This window comes from Caulobacter sp. 10L414 (assembly GCF_056395525.1).
In genome coordinates, this window is sequence record NZ_JBFTJR010000025.1 from 52,048 (window position 1) to 67,168 (window position 15,121).

General features: G+C 69.4%; 17 protein-coding genes and 1 riboswitch. Of the genes, 13 read left to right on the forward strand and 4 right to left on the reverse strand.

Annotation, left to right across the window (positions count from 1 at the left end):
* Nucleotides 1-48 precede the first annotated feature (48 nt).
* Nucleotides 49-249: riboswitch (cobalamin riboswitch) on the reverse strand.
* Between the two features lie 40 nt (nt 250-289).
* Nucleotides 290-805, forward strand: coding sequence for a bifunctional adenosylcobinamide kinase/adenosylcobinamide-phosphate guanylyltransferase (gene cobU, locus AC1DCG_RS12280; RefSeq protein ID WP_477041503.1), 516 nt, complete (start codon nt 290-292; stop codon nt 803-805).
* A gap of 120 nt (nt 806-925) precedes the next feature.
* The gene (locus AC1DCG_RS12285) at nt 926-1,282 is read left to right on the forward strand and encodes a response regulator (RefSeq protein WP_477030601.1); all 357 of its coding nucleotides are present in this window, start codon (nt 926-928) and stop codon (nt 1,280-1,282) included.
* Here AC1DCG_RS12285 and AC1DCG_RS12290 read toward each other — a convergent pair.
* Genes AC1DCG_RS12290 through AC1DCG_RS12305 form a run of 4 tightly spaced genes read right to left on the reverse strand, consistent with a single transcriptional unit; the run spans nt 1,267 to nt 3,214 of the window.
* Complete coding sequence (locus AC1DCG_RS12290; protein WP_477030602.1) at nt 1,267-1,407, reverse strand: hypothetical protein; 141 nt, start codon at nt 1,405-1,407, stop codon at nt 1,267-1,269. The genes AC1DCG_RS12285 and AC1DCG_RS12290 overlap by 16 nt on opposite strands.
* Nucleotides 1,408-1,466: 59 nt before the next feature.
* Nucleotides 1,467-2,129, reverse strand: coding sequence for a DUF1190 domain-containing protein (locus tag AC1DCG_RS12295; protein ID WP_477030603.1), 663 nt, complete (start codon nt 2,127-2,129; stop codon nt 1,467-1,469).
* Between the two features lie 8 nt (nt 2,130-2,137).
* Nucleotides 2,138-2,551, reverse strand: coding sequence for a DUF350 domain-containing protein (locus AC1DCG_RS12300; RefSeq protein ID WP_165256168.1), 414 nt, complete (start codon nt 2,549-2,551; stop codon nt 2,138-2,140).
* 24 nt (nt 2,552-2,575) lie between these two features.
* Entirely contained in the window at nt 2,576-3,214 is a 639-nt protein-coding gene (locus tag AC1DCG_RS12305) for a DUF2491 family protein (protein WP_165256166.1), read from the reverse strand.
* A 145-nt stretch (nt 3,215-3,359) separates the two neighbouring features.
* Here AC1DCG_RS12305 and AC1DCG_RS12310 point away from each other — a divergent pair, with 145 nt between their 5' ends.
* The 11 genes from AC1DCG_RS12310 to AC1DCG_RS12360 all read left to right on the forward strand — a co-directional run bounded on the left by AC1DCG_RS12310 (nt 3,360) and on the right by AC1DCG_RS12360 (nt 14,495).
* On the forward strand, nt 3,360-3,797 hold the full coding sequence (locus AC1DCG_RS12310; RefSeq protein ID WP_477037150.1) for a YjfI family protein: 438 nt from the start codon (nt 3,360-3,362) through the stop codon (nt 3,795-3,797).
* Between the two features lie 30 nt (nt 3,798-3,827).
* On the forward strand, nt 3,828-4,562 hold the full coding sequence (locus AC1DCG_RS12315) for a PspA/IM30 family protein (protein WP_165256162.1): 735 nt from the start codon (nt 3,828-3,830) through the stop codon (nt 4,560-4,562).
* Nucleotides 4,563-4,571: 9 nt separating this feature from the next.
* On the forward strand, nt 4,572-5,732 hold the full coding sequence (locus AC1DCG_RS12320) for a glutathionylspermidine synthase family protein (protein WP_477041504.1): 1,161 nt from the start codon (nt 4,572-4,574) through the stop codon (nt 5,730-5,732).
* A 137-nt stretch (nt 5,733-5,869) separates the two neighbouring features.
* Entirely contained in the window at nt 5,870-6,040 is a 171-nt protein-coding gene (locus tag AC1DCG_RS12325; protein ID WP_165256158.1) for a hypothetical protein, read from the forward strand.
* On the forward strand, nt 6,040-6,222 hold the full coding sequence (locus AC1DCG_RS12330) for a DUF3606 domain-containing protein (RefSeq protein ID WP_101716176.1): 183 nt from the start codon (nt 6,040-6,042) through the stop codon (nt 6,220-6,222). The genes AC1DCG_RS12325 and AC1DCG_RS12330 overlap by 1 nt, the downstream gene beginning before the upstream one ends.
* A gap of 346 nt (nt 6,223-6,568) precedes the next feature.
* On the forward strand, nt 6,569-9,253 hold the full coding sequence (ppdK, locus tag AC1DCG_RS12335) for a pyruvate, phosphate dikinase (protein ID WP_477037152.1): 2,685 nt from the start codon (nt 6,569-6,571) through the stop codon (nt 9,251-9,253).
* A gap of 283 nt (nt 9,254-9,536) precedes the next feature.
* Nucleotides 9,537-9,905, forward strand: coding sequence for a MarR family winged helix-turn-helix transcriptional regulator (locus AC1DCG_RS12340; protein WP_477030613.1), 369 nt, complete (start codon nt 9,537-9,539; stop codon nt 9,903-9,905).
* A gap of 7 nt (nt 9,906-9,912) precedes the next feature.
* Entirely contained in the window at nt 9,913-11,922 is a 2,010-nt protein-coding gene (locus AC1DCG_RS12345; protein WP_477037153.1) for an FUSC family protein, read from the forward strand.
* Nucleotides 11,919-12,128, forward strand: a complete 210-nt coding sequence (locus tag AC1DCG_RS12350) for a DUF1656 domain-containing protein (RefSeq protein WP_477030609.1) — start codon at nt 11,919-11,921, stop codon at nt 12,126-12,128. Before AC1DCG_RS12345 ends, AC1DCG_RS12350 begins: the two co-directional genes overlap by 4 nt.
* A 7-nt stretch (nt 12,129-12,135) precedes the next feature.
* Nucleotides 12,136-13,047 (forward strand): efflux RND transporter periplasmic adaptor subunit, encoded by a 912-nt coding sequence (locus AC1DCG_RS12355; RefSeq protein WP_165256148.1) that lies wholly within the window; start codon nt 12,136-12,138, stop codon nt 13,045-13,047.
* Nucleotides 13,044-14,495, forward strand: coding sequence for an efflux transporter outer membrane subunit (locus AC1DCG_RS12360; RefSeq protein WP_477030611.1), 1,452 nt, complete (start codon nt 13,044-13,046; stop codon nt 14,493-14,495). The genes AC1DCG_RS12355 and AC1DCG_RS12360 overlap by 4 nt, the downstream gene beginning before the upstream one ends.
* Nucleotides 14,496-15,121: the final 626 nt, after the last annotated feature.

Genomic DNA, 15,121 nt, shown 5'->3' on the forward strand with positions numbered 1-15,121 from the left:
GTCGTCATGCGGGGAAGAACCCGATCGTACGGCGCACCCCGGCCGGACGAAAAACGACCGCGACAGGCAGGTCTCCTGGCTCGCGGGTCATCGTTGCTGCGCGTCGCCTTCCCAGGCCTCTTCCGAAGAACAGTCCCAGTGGCATGTGACGCGCGAACTCGCCGCTTACAGTTGCGGGGGCAGCCCGGGTTTCACACCCGAGTTCCCTTTTCATCCTCTTTGGGAGGAACCTGTCGCGCTGGCTGCACTATATGGTGCGCCGCACACCGTCAATCTGGAGGCCTCAGCGTTGTCAGTCACCCTGGTCCTGGGCGGGGCCCGTTCCGGCAAGAGCGCCTTCGCCCAGGGCGCGGCCGAGATCGTGGCCCGCTCGCGCGGCGTCACGCCGGTGATGGTCGTCACCGCCCAGGCCTTCGACGCCGAGATGGAGGAGCGCATCGCCCGCCATCAGCTCGACCGAGGAGACGCCTGGATCACGCTGGAAGCGCCCATTGACCTGGTCGCAGCCCTGCGCGGCCTGCCGCCGGGCGCCGTGGCGGTCGTCGATTGCCTCACCCTCTGGCTGACCAACCTGATGCTGGCCGAGTGCGACGTTTCGTCCGCCGGCGCCGAACTTGTCGCGGCGGCCGCCGAATTCGACGGCGAGCTTTGGTTGGTCTCCAACGAGGTCGGCTGGGGCGTCGTGCCCGACAACGCCTTGGCCCGCAGGTTCCGCGACGAGGCCGGCCGCCTGCACCAGGCCCTGGCCCGGGCCGCCGACGCCGTCCATCTGGTCGCGGCCGGACTAAGCCTTCGGATGAAGTGAGTCGCGCGATTCGGGCTCTGGTTGCTCAACTTCGGGAAATGCGACGATTGCGCACGCTGACACCGGGTGTCGCGGCATGGTTAAGACCTGTTCACACATTCGACAGGGCTGGGGCTGGCCATGCGACGGATCCTCATTGCGGAAGACGACATTCTCCTCGGCGGCGTCTACGAGATGCTGTTGCAGGACGCGGGATTCGAGGTCCTGTGGAGCCGTGACGGCCGCGAGGCGCTGGACGCGTTCGACGCCTTCGCCCCCGATCTGCTGATCACCGACAATTCGATGCCGCGGATGACGGGGGCCGAGCTGATGCGCGCGGTCGAGGATCGCGACGTGCCGGTGCTGATGGTGTCGGCCAGCGATCCGCGGGCGCTGCAGGTCGAGCCCGACATGTGGCTGGAAAAGCCGATCACGCCGGCGCGGCTGCTGACGGCCGTGCGTACGCTGCAGCGCGGGACGGTTCAGGCCGCGGCCTGAAGCCCGAAGGCGACGAGGGTCGCGAATAATCCCAGGCCCACGGCCCAGGCGGCGCAGAACGCCAGGGTGGGATAGCGTTGCCACCAACGCGGGTGGGGAACGCCGGTGATGGTCTTGTCGGTCATGCGGTCGCCTCGCGTGGTCCTTGAGGATCCAACGCGAGGCGACCGGTCTTCAGTTCCAATCAGCCGCCGAAGCCGCGCGATCCGCCGCCGAAGCCGCCGCGCGAGATGACGCTGCTGCGGCTCTGCACCCGGGCCGGGGCCTCGTAGCGCGAGGGCGCGTCGAAGCTGTCCTGGCGCACCCGGCTGCGGCCCGAGAGGTAGTCGCGCGAGATCGGATAGCCCGAACCGCTGTAGTATGTGCCGTCGCGGTCGCGATACATCGGCGCGCCGCGATAGCCGCGGTTGTTCATGCCTTCCAGGGCCTGGCCGATGATGAAGCCGGTAAGCAGCGGGGTGAAGAAGCTGCCGCCGCCATTGGCCTGGCTGCGCGGCACGCACTGGTCGACGCCGTAGCGCTCCTCGCAGCTCTTCTGGTCGGAGAACTTCGGGGCGTTCTCGGCGCTGGCCTTCTGGGCCTCGTCATAGGCCGTCTGGCACTGGTCGGCGGTGAAGTCGCCCGAAGCCTTGCACTCGTCCAGGCTGGCGAAGCTGGAGGCGTCGACCTTCTGACCCGAGACGGCGGCGGGCGGATCGCCCCATTGCGTGGCCGAGCCGGGATCGTCGCACGCGACCAGGGTGAAGGCCGAGCCGGCCATCAGGCCGGTCAGCGCCACGGCGCTGGAGCGCTTGCGGCGCCGCGTCGAAGCCAAAACTGGGGCGGGCAGGGGAGAAAGCGCGTTCATGTCCGGCCTCACGAGGTCATGCAGGCGGCGTTCAGCAGGCCGACGGCCAGCGAGATCGAGGCCAGGTACACGCCGGCGGCCAGTTCGGCCTTCTCGATGCGGTCGATCAGGTCCTTGAGCACGGTGAAGCGCACCAGGGTGAAGGCGGCGATCTGGATGACGCCGGCCAGCAGGGCCCAGGCGGCGAACTCCATCAGGCTGACGGTGTGGCTGAGCGCCGAGGCCAGCGGCAGCACGTAGCCGACCACGGCGCCGCCGAGCGCGACGGCCGCGGCGACGTTGCCCTCGCGGATCAGCTTGGCTTCGTCATAGGGCGTCACCGCCTGGTAGACGATCTTGAACGCGACGGTGAACACGCCGGCGGCGACGAAGGCCACCAGGAAGGCCAGGGCGCTTTCGCCGAAGGCATTGACGTCGAACATGGTCTTTCCCCCTGTCAGGTAGGCTTAGGCGCGGAATTCGCCCACTTCGAGCGGCACGCCGATCATGGTTTCGAACGAGACCTCGCGGTCCTCGGTCTCCATCTCGATGGCCAGCAGCAGTTCGCGGCCCTCGCCGGGCAGGTCGCGGGCGAAGAGCATGCAGGTCTGGAAGATCTTGCGGTCGGGCACGCCGTCGCGGTCGTCGTGCAGCTCTTCCCAGAAGGTCACGGGCTCCTGGCTCTCGGCCTCGTCTCCGAACCAGAAGCGATAGTACTCCGGCAGACCGGCGGCGGCGAAGCTGCGGGCGCGCAGGCGCTTGCCCCAGGCGTCGCGGTCGGCGCGGCCGCCCGGATAGGCGCTGTCCCAGGGCACGAAGATGGTCACGTCGGTCAGGCGCTGGCCGGCGCGATCGTCCGACACGGCCTGAAACATCACGTGGTCGTCGGTGTAGAACCGGTGCACGAAGCCGCCGTCCTTCAGGTCCACCAGGCCCTGGGCGGTGATTTCCAGCGTGTCGCGGTCGAGCGGGAACTTGGTGTCGCTTCCGAACCGCTTCCACGCCAGCGGGTCCAGCCAGACCGTCCGGCCCAGAGTCACGTTGCGGATGGCCGGCAGCGCCGACTCCGGGGCGGGTTCCTTGCGGCCGAATAAGCGACTGAACATGGCGGGTCCCTGCAACACTGGACCCTCATGTACGGCGCCAGCCTGCGCTGTAAAAGGGGCGCCGCTCGCTCTCGACGGCTGGCGTTCGGGTTCCCATCTTGTATGAAMACGGCCAAGATGGCCCGCTGAAGAGGATCACGACCCGATGAGTCAGACGCCCTGGACTGTCCGCTCGCTGAAGGCGGCCCTGGACGAAGCGCCCGGACGCGGCGCCGACGAGATCACCGTCAGCGTCCTGGACGGCGCCGACGAGATCCTGCTGGCGACCATGCACTGGCATGGCGATCTGGAGATCTACATCAGCGTCAGCGACCAGCAGGTCGCCGCCTCGGCCCTGCTGTGGCCGGTCGACGAACAGGAAGACCGTCACGCCTTCAACGAGTTCCTGCTCAAGGCCCAGAAGTTGGTGCCGCTGTCGAACTTCGGCATCTGCGTCGTCGGCGGCCGCGACTACTACGAACTGTTCGGCGAACTCTCGACCACCACCTCGATCGAGGACATCCTGATCGAGTTGCGCACCCTGGCCGAGAACGCCATCGAAGTGGCTTCCGACCTGCGCACCTCGTTCTCGTCCGCCGCCTGACCCAAACCTAGAATTTCCCGGAGCCTTCCGATGTCCATCTGGCGCAAGCTGTTCACCCTGGGTCGCGCCGGCGCCCACGAAGCCACGTCCGCCGTCGTCGACGCCAACGCCATTCGCATCCTCGACCAGGAAATCCGCGACGCCGACACGGCCCAGGCCAAGGCGCGCGACAACCTCGCCACCCTGGTGGCCCGTCGCCGCATCCAGGAGAACGACGTCAAGAGCCTGCGCGAGCAGGTGGCCAAGTACGAGAACTCCGCCCGCGCCGCCGTCACCAAGGGCGACATGGATCTCGCCCGCCAGGTCGCCCAGCGCATCGCCGACATCGAGAGCGAGATCTCGCTGAAGGAGCCGCAGATCGGCGGCATGCGCGAGGCCGAGGACCAGCTGCACCAGGCCATCGCCGCCACCGACCGCCGTATCGACACGCTCAAGCGCGAGGTCGAGGTCGTGAAGGTCAATGAGTCGGTCCAGAAGGCCCAGGCCGCCGTCACCGCCCGTGGCGCTGGCGCCGGCGCCTCGCTGGGCTCGGCCGCCGACAGCCTGGCGCGGATCAAGGAGCGCCAGATGATCCGCGGCGAAAAGATCAAGGCCGCCGGCGAACTGGAAGACCGCCGCACCGGCGCCGATCTCGACGAGAAGCTGCGCGTGGCCGGCATCCTGCCGGGCCAGTCGTCGGCCGACGACATCCTGGCCCGCCTCGCGCCGCAGCCCGCCCCGCTGCAGATCGAGGACAAGGCCGCCGACGGTTCGAAGTCCGAATAAGAGCTCAGCGTGCGTCGTCTTACCCTGACCCCTCGCGCCGACTGGCGCGAGAAGGCCGAGGCCGTCGGCTTCGTCTACCATCACACCGGCGGACAGGCCTACTGGGACGAGGGGACGGCGTACGCCTTCACCCTGCGCGAGATCGAGGAGCATCTGGAGCCGGCCGCCGCCGAGCTTCATGACCTGTGCCTTGATCTCGTCGACGAGGCGGTCGCCAGCGAGGAGATCCTCGAAAAGCTGGCGATCCCGCGCGAGCACTGGGATTTCGTCGCCGCCTCCTGGCGCGCCAAGGAGCCCTCGCTCTATGGCCGATTCGACTTCGGCTATGACGGCTCGGGCCCGCCCAAGCTCTACGAATACAACGCCGACACCCCCACCAGCCTGTTCGAGGCCGCCACCTTCCAGTGGCTGTGGCTGGAAGACCTGTTGGGGCAGGGCGCCCTGCCGGCCGGGACCGACCAGTTCAACAGCCTGTTCGAAGCGATGCGCGACCGCTTCAAGGTGCTGTTCCCCAACGGCGGGTTCGTGCACTTCGCCAGCGACGACGAGGCCGTCGAGGATCGCCAGACGGTGCGGTTCCTGGAGGATCTGGCCGCCCAGGCGGGTCTGGACCCCAAGTTCGTGGCCATGAACGCCATCGGCCTCAACGAAGAGGGCCAGTTCGTCGACACCGACGGCTACCTGCTGCAGGCGGCGTTCAAGCTCTATCCGTGGGAAGACATGCTGCGCGAGCCCTACGCGGCCAATTTGACCACGGCCAAGGTCCGCTGGCTGGAGCCGCCGTGGAAGGCGATCCTGTCCAACAAGGCGATCCTTCCGCTGCTGTGGGAACGCCATAAGGGCCATCCCAACCTGCTAGAGGCCTATTTCGAGGGCGATCCGGCGGCCTCGGCCCTGGGCGCGAACTACGTGCGCAAGCCGCTGTTCTCGCGCGAGGGCGCCAACGTCGAGATCGTCGGCCAGGGCGCCGAGCCGGTGCTCGACCAGGGCTATGGCGCGGAAGGCGCGATCGTCCAGGCCTTCCATCCGCCGCCCAGCTTTGATGGAAAGCATCCGGTGGTCGGCGCCTGGATAGTCGGGGCCGAGCCCGTCGGCATGGGCATCCGCGAGGACGACAGCCAGGTGACCAAGAACCTCGCCCGGTTCGTGCCGCACATCATCGAGGGGTGAGGTTCGCCCGTGCGTCCTTCGAGGCCCGGCCGCGCCTCGCACCGGATGAGGATGCCGTTGCACTGAATTCCTCATCCTGAGGCGCCCGCTCAAGCGGGCCTCGAAGGACGCACGGCCTACGTGCTAACCTCTCTCCCATGAGCGATCCCACCGACGACGGCCCGCCCGGCGAAACCCCGATCCAGCGGGCCCTGCGCATCAAGCAGGCGGCGCTGGCCGCCAAGCCCAAGCCGCCGCGCGGCGGTCGCTTCCAGCGTGAGCAGGCGGCCCGCAAGGCGGCCGGCTCCACCAAGCCGTGGAACAGCTGATGGCCGGCCTCAAGGACAAGCGTGGCTTCATCGACAAGGACCGCCTCGACCTCTCCGAGCGTCAGGCCGTCGAATACTGGATGAAGCGCTGGGGCGTGACGCGCGAGCAGATCACGACCGCCCACCGCAAGGTGGGCCGGATGACCAAGGACATCGCCGCCGAGCTCGGCAAGAAGCGCTGAGCGGCTGCGCGCTCGCTGTGCGATCATTGTCGTTTCGGGCTGCTCGCGGTGGTCGCCGACCAGTCCCGCGCAAGCGTAGCTATTCTCCGTATGGCGACGTTTCGTGCCTTTGAAGTGGCGTGTGCTGTCAAACTGCGATCAAGACAACGTTGTCATAGCAATGATTTGCTGAATTCTTGGCAAATCTGCGGGAACGCAACGCACATGTGGACGCGTTCTTGGCCAAAATGCTAGGGAGGCCACGGATATTGCACTGCGAGATTCAAGTTCGCAGGGCTGTTCCAGGGCGAGACGACCCCGATAGAGGGCGCGGCCTTTTTTCACTTTATCGCAGGGTGAACTCAAAATGCCGGTAGAGACGCTGACGAAGTCCCTTTGGGTCTATTCGTTCGGGGGAGGCGGCGCTGACGGCGACGCCTCGATGAAGAACCTCCTCGGAGGCAAGGGCGCCAATCTCGCCGAGATGTCGTCGCTGGGTCTGCCGGTTCCGCCCGGCTTTACGATCACCACCGAGGCCTGCGTCCACTACTACGCCAACGGCAAGCAGTATCCGGCCGAGCTGGCCGGTCAGGTCGCCGCCGGTCTCGCCAAGATTGAGGCCATCACCGGCAAGCGTTTCGGCGATGTGGCCAACCCGCTGCTGGTGTCGGTGCGCTCGGGCGCCCGCGCCTCGATGCCGGGCATGATGGACACCGTCCTGAACCTTGGCCTCAACGACGAGACCGTCGAGGGTCTGGCCAAGCTCTCGGGCGACCGCCGCTTCGCCTACGACAGCTACCGCCGCTTCATCCAGATGTACTCGAACGTCGTGCTCGACCTGGAGCACCACATGTTCGAGGAAATTCTCGACGACCATAAGGATCGCCTCGACGTCCACGTCGACACCGGCCTCACCGCCGACGACTGGGCCGGCGTGATCAAGGACTACAAGGCCGCCGTCCTCAACGAGCTGGGCAAGCCGTTCCCGCAGGACGCCCAGGAGCAGCTGTGGGGCGCCGTCGGCGCCGTGTTCGCCAGCTGGATGAACGACCGCGCCAAGTTCTATCGCCGCATGCACGACATCCCCGAAAGCTGGGGCACCGCCGTCAACATCCAGTCGATGGTGTTCGGCAACATGGGCGACACTTCGGCCACCGGCGTGGCCTTCACGCGCAACCCGTCGAATGGCGACAACCGTCTCTACGGCGAGTTCCTGATCAACGCCCAGGGCGAGGACGTCGTCGCCGGCATCCGCACCCCGCAGTCGCTGACCAAGGCCGCCCGCGAGGAGATGGGCGACACGGCCCCCTCGATGGAAGAGGCGATGCCGGAGGTGTTCGGCCAGTTCAAGACCGTGGTCGAGACGCTGGAGCGCCACTACCGCGACATGCAGGACATCGAGTTCACGGTGGAGCAGGGCGTGCTCTACATGCTGCAGACTCGCAACGGCAAGCGCACCGCCAAGGCCGCGCTGAAGATCGCCGTCGACATGGCCGCCGAAGGCGTGATCAGCAAGGAAGAGGGCGTCAGCCGCGTCGAGCCGGCCTCGCTGGACCAGCTGCTGCACCCGACCATCGATCCGGCCGCGCACCGCGACGTCGTCACCGTCGGCCTGCCGGCCTCGCCCGGCGCGGCCACCGGCAAGATCGTCTTCGACAGCGACGAGGCCGAGAAGGCCGCCGCCAACGGCGAAGCCGTGATCCTGGTGCGTGAAGAGACCTCGCCGGAAGACATCCACGGCATGCACGCCGCCCGCGGCATCATCACCGCCCGCGGCGGCATGACCAGCCACGCCGCCGTCGTGGCGCGCGGCATGGGCCGTCCTTGCGTCTCCGGCGCCGGCGACGTGTCGATCTTCGCCAAGGAAGGCCTGTTCCGGGCCAAGGGCCGCGAGTTCAAGGCCGGCGAGATCATCACCATMGACGGCTCCACCGGCGAGATCCTGGCTGGCGCGCCCAAGATGATCGAGCCCGAGCTGACCGGCGACTTCGCCACCCTGATGGGCTGGGCCGACCAGGTCCGTCGCCTGAAGGTGCGCGCCAACGCCGAGACCCCGCTCGACGCCAAGACCGCCCGCCAGTTCGGCGCCGAGGGCATCGGCCTGTGCCGCACCGAGCACATGTTCTTCGACGACACCCGCATCGCCGCGGTGCGCGAGATGATCCTGGCCGACGACGAGGCCGGTCGCCGCACGGCGCTGGCCAAGATCGCCCCCTTCCAGAAGGCCGACTTCGTCGAGCTCTTCACGATCATGGAAGGCCTGCCGGTCACTATCCGCCTGCTCGACCCGCCGCTGCACGAGTTCCTTCCGCACACGGAAGAAGACGTGCGGGCCGTCGCCGAGGCCACCGGCCTCGACGCCGGCAAGCTGCTGCGCCGCGCCAAGGAGCTGCACGAGACCAACCCCATGCTCGGCCACCGCGGCTGCCGCCTGGGCGTCTCCTATCCCGAGATCTACGAGATGCAGGTCCGGGCCATCCTCGAGGCGGCGTGCGAGATCGCCAAGTCGGGCAAGGCCGCTCCGGTCCCGGAAATCATGCATCCGCTCGTCGCCAAGGGCGAAGAGATGAAGTACCTGCGCGACCTGACCGACCGCGTCGCCAAGGCGGTGCTGGCCGAGCAGGGCGTCGACCTGAAGTACACCGTCGGCACCATGGTCGAGCTGCCCCGCGCCGCCCTGCGGGCCGGCGACCTGGCCGCCAACGCCGAGTTCTTCAGCTTCGGCACCAACGACCTGACCCAGACGACGTTCGGCATCAGCCGCGACGACGCCGGCAAGTTCCTGGGCGCCTATATCGACAAGGGCATCTTCGAGAAGGACCCCTTCGTCAGCCTCGACCAGGACGGCGTGGGCGACCTGATCCGCATCGCCGCCGAGCGGGGCAGGGCATCTCGTCCCGACGTCAAGCTGGGCATCTGCGGCGAACACGGCGGCGACCCCGCCTCGATCGCCTTCTGCGAAAAGGTCGGCCTCGACTACGTGTCCTGCTCGCCCTACCGCGTGCCGATCGCCCGCCTCGCGGCCGCTCAGGCGGCCTTGGCCAGCAAGTAACGACCCTCCCCCTGAAGGGGGAGGTGGCCCAGAGGGCCGGAGGGGGAAGTTCCTCCTACCTCTGAGTTGCGACACCATGAACGGCCCCGCTCCCAAGAGCGGGGCCGTTTTTCTTTTCGCGCCGGCTTGCATCGATATCGATAGGAAGCTATCCAAATAGATAGTAAGCTACCTATCGTTCTTCGAGCATCGTTACATGACGTCCCGCATTCCCAGCGAACGCACCTTCACGGGCGCGGTGCTGCGCCTGGCGCGCATCTACCGCCGCGAGGTCAATCGCGCCCTGGCCGAACATGGCCTTTCCGACGCCCGCGCCCTGCCGGTGCTGCACATCGCCCGCGCCGGCGGCGGCATGCGGCAAGGCGTTCTGGCTGAGGAGCTCGGGGTCGAGGGGCCGTCGCTGGTCCGCGTGCTCGACCAGCTGTGCGCCGCCGGCCTGGTGGAGCGTCGCGACGACCCCGCCGACGGCCGCGCCAAGACCCTGCACCTGACCAGCGACGGCGCGGCCCTGGCCGTGATCGCTGAAGACACCGTCCAGTCCGTCCGCTCGCGGCTGCTGGTGGGCGTCAGCGACGAGGATCTGGCCGCCACCCTGCGCACCTTCGCCGCCTTCGAGGCGGCCCTGGAAGCGGCCAACGGGCAGGGGGCGTAAGGCTCTCATGCCCAAGTTCGACCGGTGGACGCTGCTGTTCTCGCTGAACAGCTTCGTCGCCGCCATGCTCGCCCTGTGGATCGGTTTCGCCGTCGGCCTGCCGCGCCCGTACTGGGCCATGACCACGGCCTACATCGTCAGCCAGCCGCTGGCCGGGGCCGTACGCTCCAAGGCGCTGTACCGCGTGCTCGGCACCATGCTGGGCGGCGCGGCCGCCGTCGCCCTGGTGCCCAACCTCGTCAATGCCCCCGTGCTGCTGTGCCTGGCCCTGGCTTTGTGGGTCGGCGTGTGCCTGACCATCTCGCTGCTCGACCGCACCCCGCGCAGCTATGTCCTGATGCTGGCCGGCTACACCGCCGCCATCATCGGCTTTCCGGCCGTCAGCCAGCCCGGCGCGATCTTCGACCTGGCCGTCTGGCGCGTGGTCGAGATCGGCCTGGGCATCGTCTGCGCCACCCTGGTCCACAGCCTCGTCTTCCCGCGTCCGGTCGGGACCGTCCTGCGCGCCCGCCTGGGCGCCTGGCTGGGCGAGGCCGACCGCTGGGCGCTGGACGTGCTGAAGGGCGCCGACGAAGAGGCCTTCGCCCGCGATCGCCGCCACCTGGCCGCCGCCGCCAGCGAGATCCAGATGCTGGCCACCCACCTGCCGTTCGACACTACCCGCCTGCGCGAGACCACCGGCGTCGTGCGGGCGCTGCACGAGCGCCTGCTGATCCTCATCCCGCTGCTGTCGGGCCTGTCCGACCGCATGCAGGCGCTGAAGGACGTCGCTGATCCCGCCGCCCGCCGGGCGCTGGACGCCGTCGTCGCCTGGATCGAGGCCGGCGCTGGCCGCGGTCCGGGCCTTGACCTGATCGATCGCCTCAAGGCCGAGGCCGCCGAGCGGCGCGGCGGCGACTGGAACGCCCTGCTGGTCGAGAGCCTGCTGGCGCGCCTGGCCGAGACCGTCCAGGCCCTGGGCGAGGGCCATGCCCTGATGAGCCGGCTGGAAAACCCCGACGCCCCGCTGTCGCCCAACCTGGCGGCCGCCACCGCCAGCGCCGCCCGCCGGCGCATGCACAGCGACCTGCCGCTGGCGCTGCTGTCCGGAGCGGCGGCGGCCATCGCCGTGCTGCTGTCCTGCGCCCTCTGGATCGTTTCGGGTTGGGGCGACGGCGCCTCGGCGCCGGTCATGGCGGCGGTGTTCTGCTGCTTCTTCGCGGCCATGGACGACCCCGTGCCGGCCATCCGCAGCTTCGGGGTCTTCACCCTGGTCTCGCTGCCGCTGTCGGCGCTCTACATGTTCGCCGTGCTGCCGGCCATCGACGGCTATCCGCTGCTGGTCCTGACCCTGGCGCCGCCTCTGTTGTTCATCGGCCTGTTCATTCCCAACCCCAAGACCATGGGCGCGGCGCTGGCCACGCTGATGGGGTTCTGCAACGCGCTGGCGCTGCAGGAGACCTTCAGCGCCGACTTCGCCAGCTTCCTGAACGTCAATCTGGGCCAGTTCGTCGGCCTGGGGGCTGCGATCTTCGTCACCGCCGCCATGCGCTCGATGAGCATCGACGCCGGCGCTCGCCGCCTGCTGTCGCGCACCTGGAAGAACCTGGCCCGCCTGGCCCGGTCCAGCCGCGCGCCCGAGCCGGCCGCCTTCGCCGCCGCCCTGGTCGACCGCCTGGGCCTCTTGACCCCCAAGCTGGCCGCGGTCGGTCCGCGCCACGATCTGGTCGGCGTCGACGTGCTGCGCGACCTGCGGGTGGGCATGAACCTCGTCACCGTCCAGACCGCTCGCGGCGACCTGTCGGGCCAGGCCCGCGCCTCGCTTGACGCCGTCCTCGACGGGGTGGGCGACCACTACGCGGCCCTGTCGGCCGGTCGTCGCGCCCCGCCGCACGCCGATCTGCTCAAGAGGGTCGACCTGGCGCTGAGCCGTCTGGGCGAGGCCCCGTTCGTCCCCGGCGGCGTCACCGGCCTGGTCGGCCTGCGCCGCAATCTCTTCCCCGACGCCCCCGCCTTCAATCCGGAGCCCGCCGCATGACCGGCGAATACAACATCGACGGCGTCTTCCTGTCGTCCGTCCTCGTCTCGGCCGTCGCGGCCCTCGTCGCCGCCTTCGTGCTCCGACGCGTGCTGTCCTGGGTCGGTGCCTACCGCTTCGTCTGGCACCCGGCGCTCTTCGACACCGCGCTCTTCGTCATCCTCTGGGCCGCCGCGGTCGCGACGCCCTGGCCTTTCCGCACCTAAGAAAAACATGCCCCAGCTGAAAACTCTCCTCCCGCAAGCCGGCCGCGTCGCGGTCACCCTGGCCGTCGTCGCCGTCGCCGTGGTCGGGGGCAAGCGCCTCTGGGACCACTACCAGGTCGACCCCTGGACCCGTGACGGCCGCGTCCGCGCCGACATCGTCCAGGTCGCCCCCGACGTCTCGGGCCTGGTGACAGCCGTCCAGGTGGTCAACGACCAGACGGTCAAGGCCGGCCAGCCGCTGTTCTATGTCGACCGCGACCGCTACGCCCTGGCGCTGCGGCAGGCCGACGCCGTCGTCGCGTCCCAGAAGGCCCAGCTGGCCCAGGCCCGCCGCGAACTGGCCCGCAACCGCGTGCTGGGCGACCTGGTCGCCGGCGAGATCACCGAGCAGAGCCTGGCCAAGGTCGAGCAGGGCCAGGCCGCCCTGGCCCAGGCGCTCGCCGCCCGCGATCTGGCGGCGCTGAACCTGTCGCGCACCCTGGTGGTCGCGCCCACCGACGGCTTCCTGTCGGACCTCACCCTGCGCACCGGCGACTACGTCACCGCCGGCAAGCCGGTGCTGGCCCTGATCGACAGCCGCTCCTACCGGGTCGAGGGCTACTTCGAGGAGACCAAGCTCAAGGGCCTGCACGTCGGCCAGAAGGTCAGCGTCACGGTGATGGGCGAGGACAGGCCGCTGCACGGCCACATCCAGTCGATCGCCGCCGGCATCGAGGACCGCGACCGCGCCGCCGGCGCCAGCCTGCTGCCCAACGTCAATCCCACCTTCAGCTGGGTGCGCCTGGCCCAGCGCGTGCCCGTCCGCGTCGCCCTGGACGAGACGCCCAAGGACCTGCGCCTGATCGCCGGCCGCACGGCAACCGTGGCCGTGCTGGGACAGGGGGCTGGGAAGGTCGCCGGCAAGGGGGCCGTCTCGTGAGTACGATCCGCACCCTGGCGGCCGCCGCCTCGCTGCTGGCGCTCGCCGCCTGCACCACCGTCGGTCCCGACTACAAGCGGCCCGACGCCGCCAAGATCAACGAGCCCGCCGCCCAGGCCCCGTTCATGGGCGCTTCCAGCGCCGCCGTCAGCCAGGATCCCGTCCCCGACGGCTGGTGGAAGCTCTATGACGACGAGACCCTCAACGGTCTGGTCCAGGAAGCCCTGAGCGCCAACACCGACCTGCGGGTCGCCGCGGCCAATCTGGCCCGGGCTCGCGCCGTGGCCGGCGAGGCCGACGACGCCGGCGGCTTCTCGGTCGGCGCCTCGGGGGCCGCCATGCGCGCCCGCGAGTCCGGCGAGCAGTACCTGATGACCCAGCCCCTGCCGGTCGAGAACCTGGCCGACGCCGGCGTGAAGGTCTCCTATCAGGTCGACCTGGTGGGCCGCCTCAAGCGCGCCGCCGAGGCCGCCCACGCCGACGCCGACGCCAGCCAGGCCGCCCTCGACCTGGCCCGTGTCAGCGTCGCCGCCGATGTCGCCCGGGCCTATGTCGAGGCCTGCTCGGCCGGCCACGAGATTCATGTCGCCGAGCACAGCCTCGAGCTCCAGCAGAAGAGCCTGGAGGTCACCAATCGCCTGATCGCCGCCGGCCGCGGCACGGCGCTGGACGCCACCCGCGCCCGCGCTCAGGTCGACCTGCAGCGCGCGGCGATCCCCAGCTTCGAGGCCCATCGCAAGGCCGCGCTCTACAAGCTGGCCGTGCTCACTGGCAAACCGCCCGCGGAGTTCCCCAAGGCCGTCGAGGCCTGCGCCTCGCCGCCGAAGCTGTCCCAGCCCCTGCCGGTCGGCGACGGCGCGGCCCTACTTGCGCGTCGTCCCGACGTGCGCCAGGCCGAGCGCGCCCTGGCCGGCGCCACCGCCCGCATCGGCGTGGCGCGCGGCGCCCTCTATCCGAACATCAGCTTCGGCATGGGCGCGGGCTCGACGGGCCTGCTCGCCGACATCGGCCAGCCGGCCGCCAACCGCTGGAGCCTGTCGGGCCTGATCTCCTGGACCCTGCCCGGCGAGGGCGAGCGCGCCCGCATCCGCGGCGCCGAGGCCGGGGCCGACGGGGCGCTGGCGCGGTTCGACGGCGTGGTGCTCAACGCCCTGCGCGAAACCGAGACCAGCCTGACCGCCTACGCCCACGAACTCGACCGCAACGCCGCCCTGCGCGCCGCCCGCGACGAGGCCGTGAAGGCCGAACGCCAGGCCGCCACCCTCTACAAGGCCGGCCGCGCGCCCTACCTGCAGGGCCTGGACGCCCAGCGCACCCTTGCCGGCGCGGAAGCCTCCCTGGCCGCCTCGGACGCCGCCGTCGCCGCCGACCAGGTCGGCCTGTTCCTCGCCCTCGGCGGCGGCTGGGAAACCGCGCCGCCCGTGAAGACGGTGCAGGCGCAGCGCTAGCCACGCGCCAACAGATCCTCCCCCTCTGGGGGAGGCAGCCCAGAGGGCCGGAGGGGGGACGGACGCTTGGGATCGCCCCCAAACCCTCTCCCAAAGGGAGAGGGAGGGGCCCAGGCGATAGCCTGGGAGGGTGAGGGGTTACGGYGYCARCCGGCGTGCCGGCACGCCGTCGACCGTCCCTAACCCCTCATCCGACCTGCTTCGCAGGCTGCCTTCTCCCTCCAGGGAGAAGGAACAGGAGCCGGACGGGGATAAAGCAGCGTGGACCCCCGGCGTTCGTCGAAAAGAGTTCCACGAACTCAATCGCTTGCAACTTTCTCGGCCACTTCAATCAGACGGGCTGAAACCCGGGTCATAATCAAAGCCGTCCCCGCCATGGGGAGGGCTCTTGGTACCGGCCCAAGCGTGGCGAGGACCGCATCGAGCGGGGCCGCTTGAAGCGTCGTGGGAAAAGGCGGGTTTGCAGGATCGCTCAGAAGGCGTGATTGGGCCGCCAAGCCGTCCAYGGCGCAACGAGCGGGTCGACAGGGCCGGGATCGTCAAACCGGCCTAACAGGATCAGCCGAGGCCGCCGCCGGATCACCGCGGGGCTATTGGTCCTGCCCGTCCGTGGGACAGCCGGGTCC

What these genes read in the sequence shown, in the direction of transcription:
- AC1DCG_RS12285 (WP_477030601.1), top strand. Translation starts at nt 926, where the DNA reads ATGCGACGGATCCTCATTGCGGAAGACGACATTCTCCTCGGCGGCGTC.
- AC1DCG_RS12290 (WP_477030602.1), bottom strand. Translation starts at nt 1,407, where the DNA reads ATGACCGACAAGACCATCACCGGCGTTCCCCACCCGCGTTGGTGGCAA.
- AC1DCG_RS12295 (WP_477030603.1), bottom strand. Translation starts at nt 2,129, where the DNA reads ATGAACGCGCTTTCTCCCCTGCCCGCCCCAGTTTTGGCTTCGACGCGG.
- AC1DCG_RS12300 (WP_165256168.1), bottom strand. Translation starts at nt 2,551, where the DNA reads ATGTTCGACGTCAATGCCTTCGGCGAAAGCGCCCTGGCCTTCCTGGTG.
- AC1DCG_RS12305 (WP_165256166.1), bottom strand. Translation starts at nt 3,214, where the DNA reads ATGTTCAGTCGCTTATTCGGCCGCAAGGAACCCGCCCCGGAGTCGGCG.
- AC1DCG_RS12310 (WP_477037150.1), top strand. Translation starts at nt 3,360, where the DNA reads ATGAGTCAGACGCCCTGGACTGTCCGCTCGCTGAAGGCGGCCCTGGAC.
- AC1DCG_RS12315 (WP_165256162.1), top strand. Translation starts at nt 3,828, where the DNA reads ATGTCCATCTGGCGCAAGCTGTTCACCCTGGGTCGCGCCGGCGCCCAC.
- AC1DCG_RS12325 (WP_165256158.1), top strand. Translation starts at nt 5,870, where the DNA reads ATGAGCGATCCCACCGACGACGGCCCGCCCGGCGAAACCCCGATCCAG.
- AC1DCG_RS12330 (WP_101716176.1), top strand. Translation starts at nt 6,040, where the DNA reads ATGGCCGGCCTCAAGGACAAGCGTGGCTTCATCGACAAGGACCGCCTC.
- AC1DCG_RS12345 (WP_477037153.1), top strand. Translation starts at nt 9,913, where the DNA reads ATGCCCAAGTTCGACCGGTGGACGCTGCTGTTCTCGCTGAACAGCTTC.
- AC1DCG_RS12350 (WP_477030609.1), top strand. Translation starts at nt 11,919, where the DNA reads ATGACCGGCGAATACAACATCGACGGCGTCTTCCTGTCGTCCGTCCTC.
- AC1DCG_RS12355 (WP_165256148.1), top strand. Translation starts at nt 12,136, where the DNA reads ATGCCCCAGCTGAAAACTCTCCTCCCGCAAGCCGGCCGCGTCGCGGTC.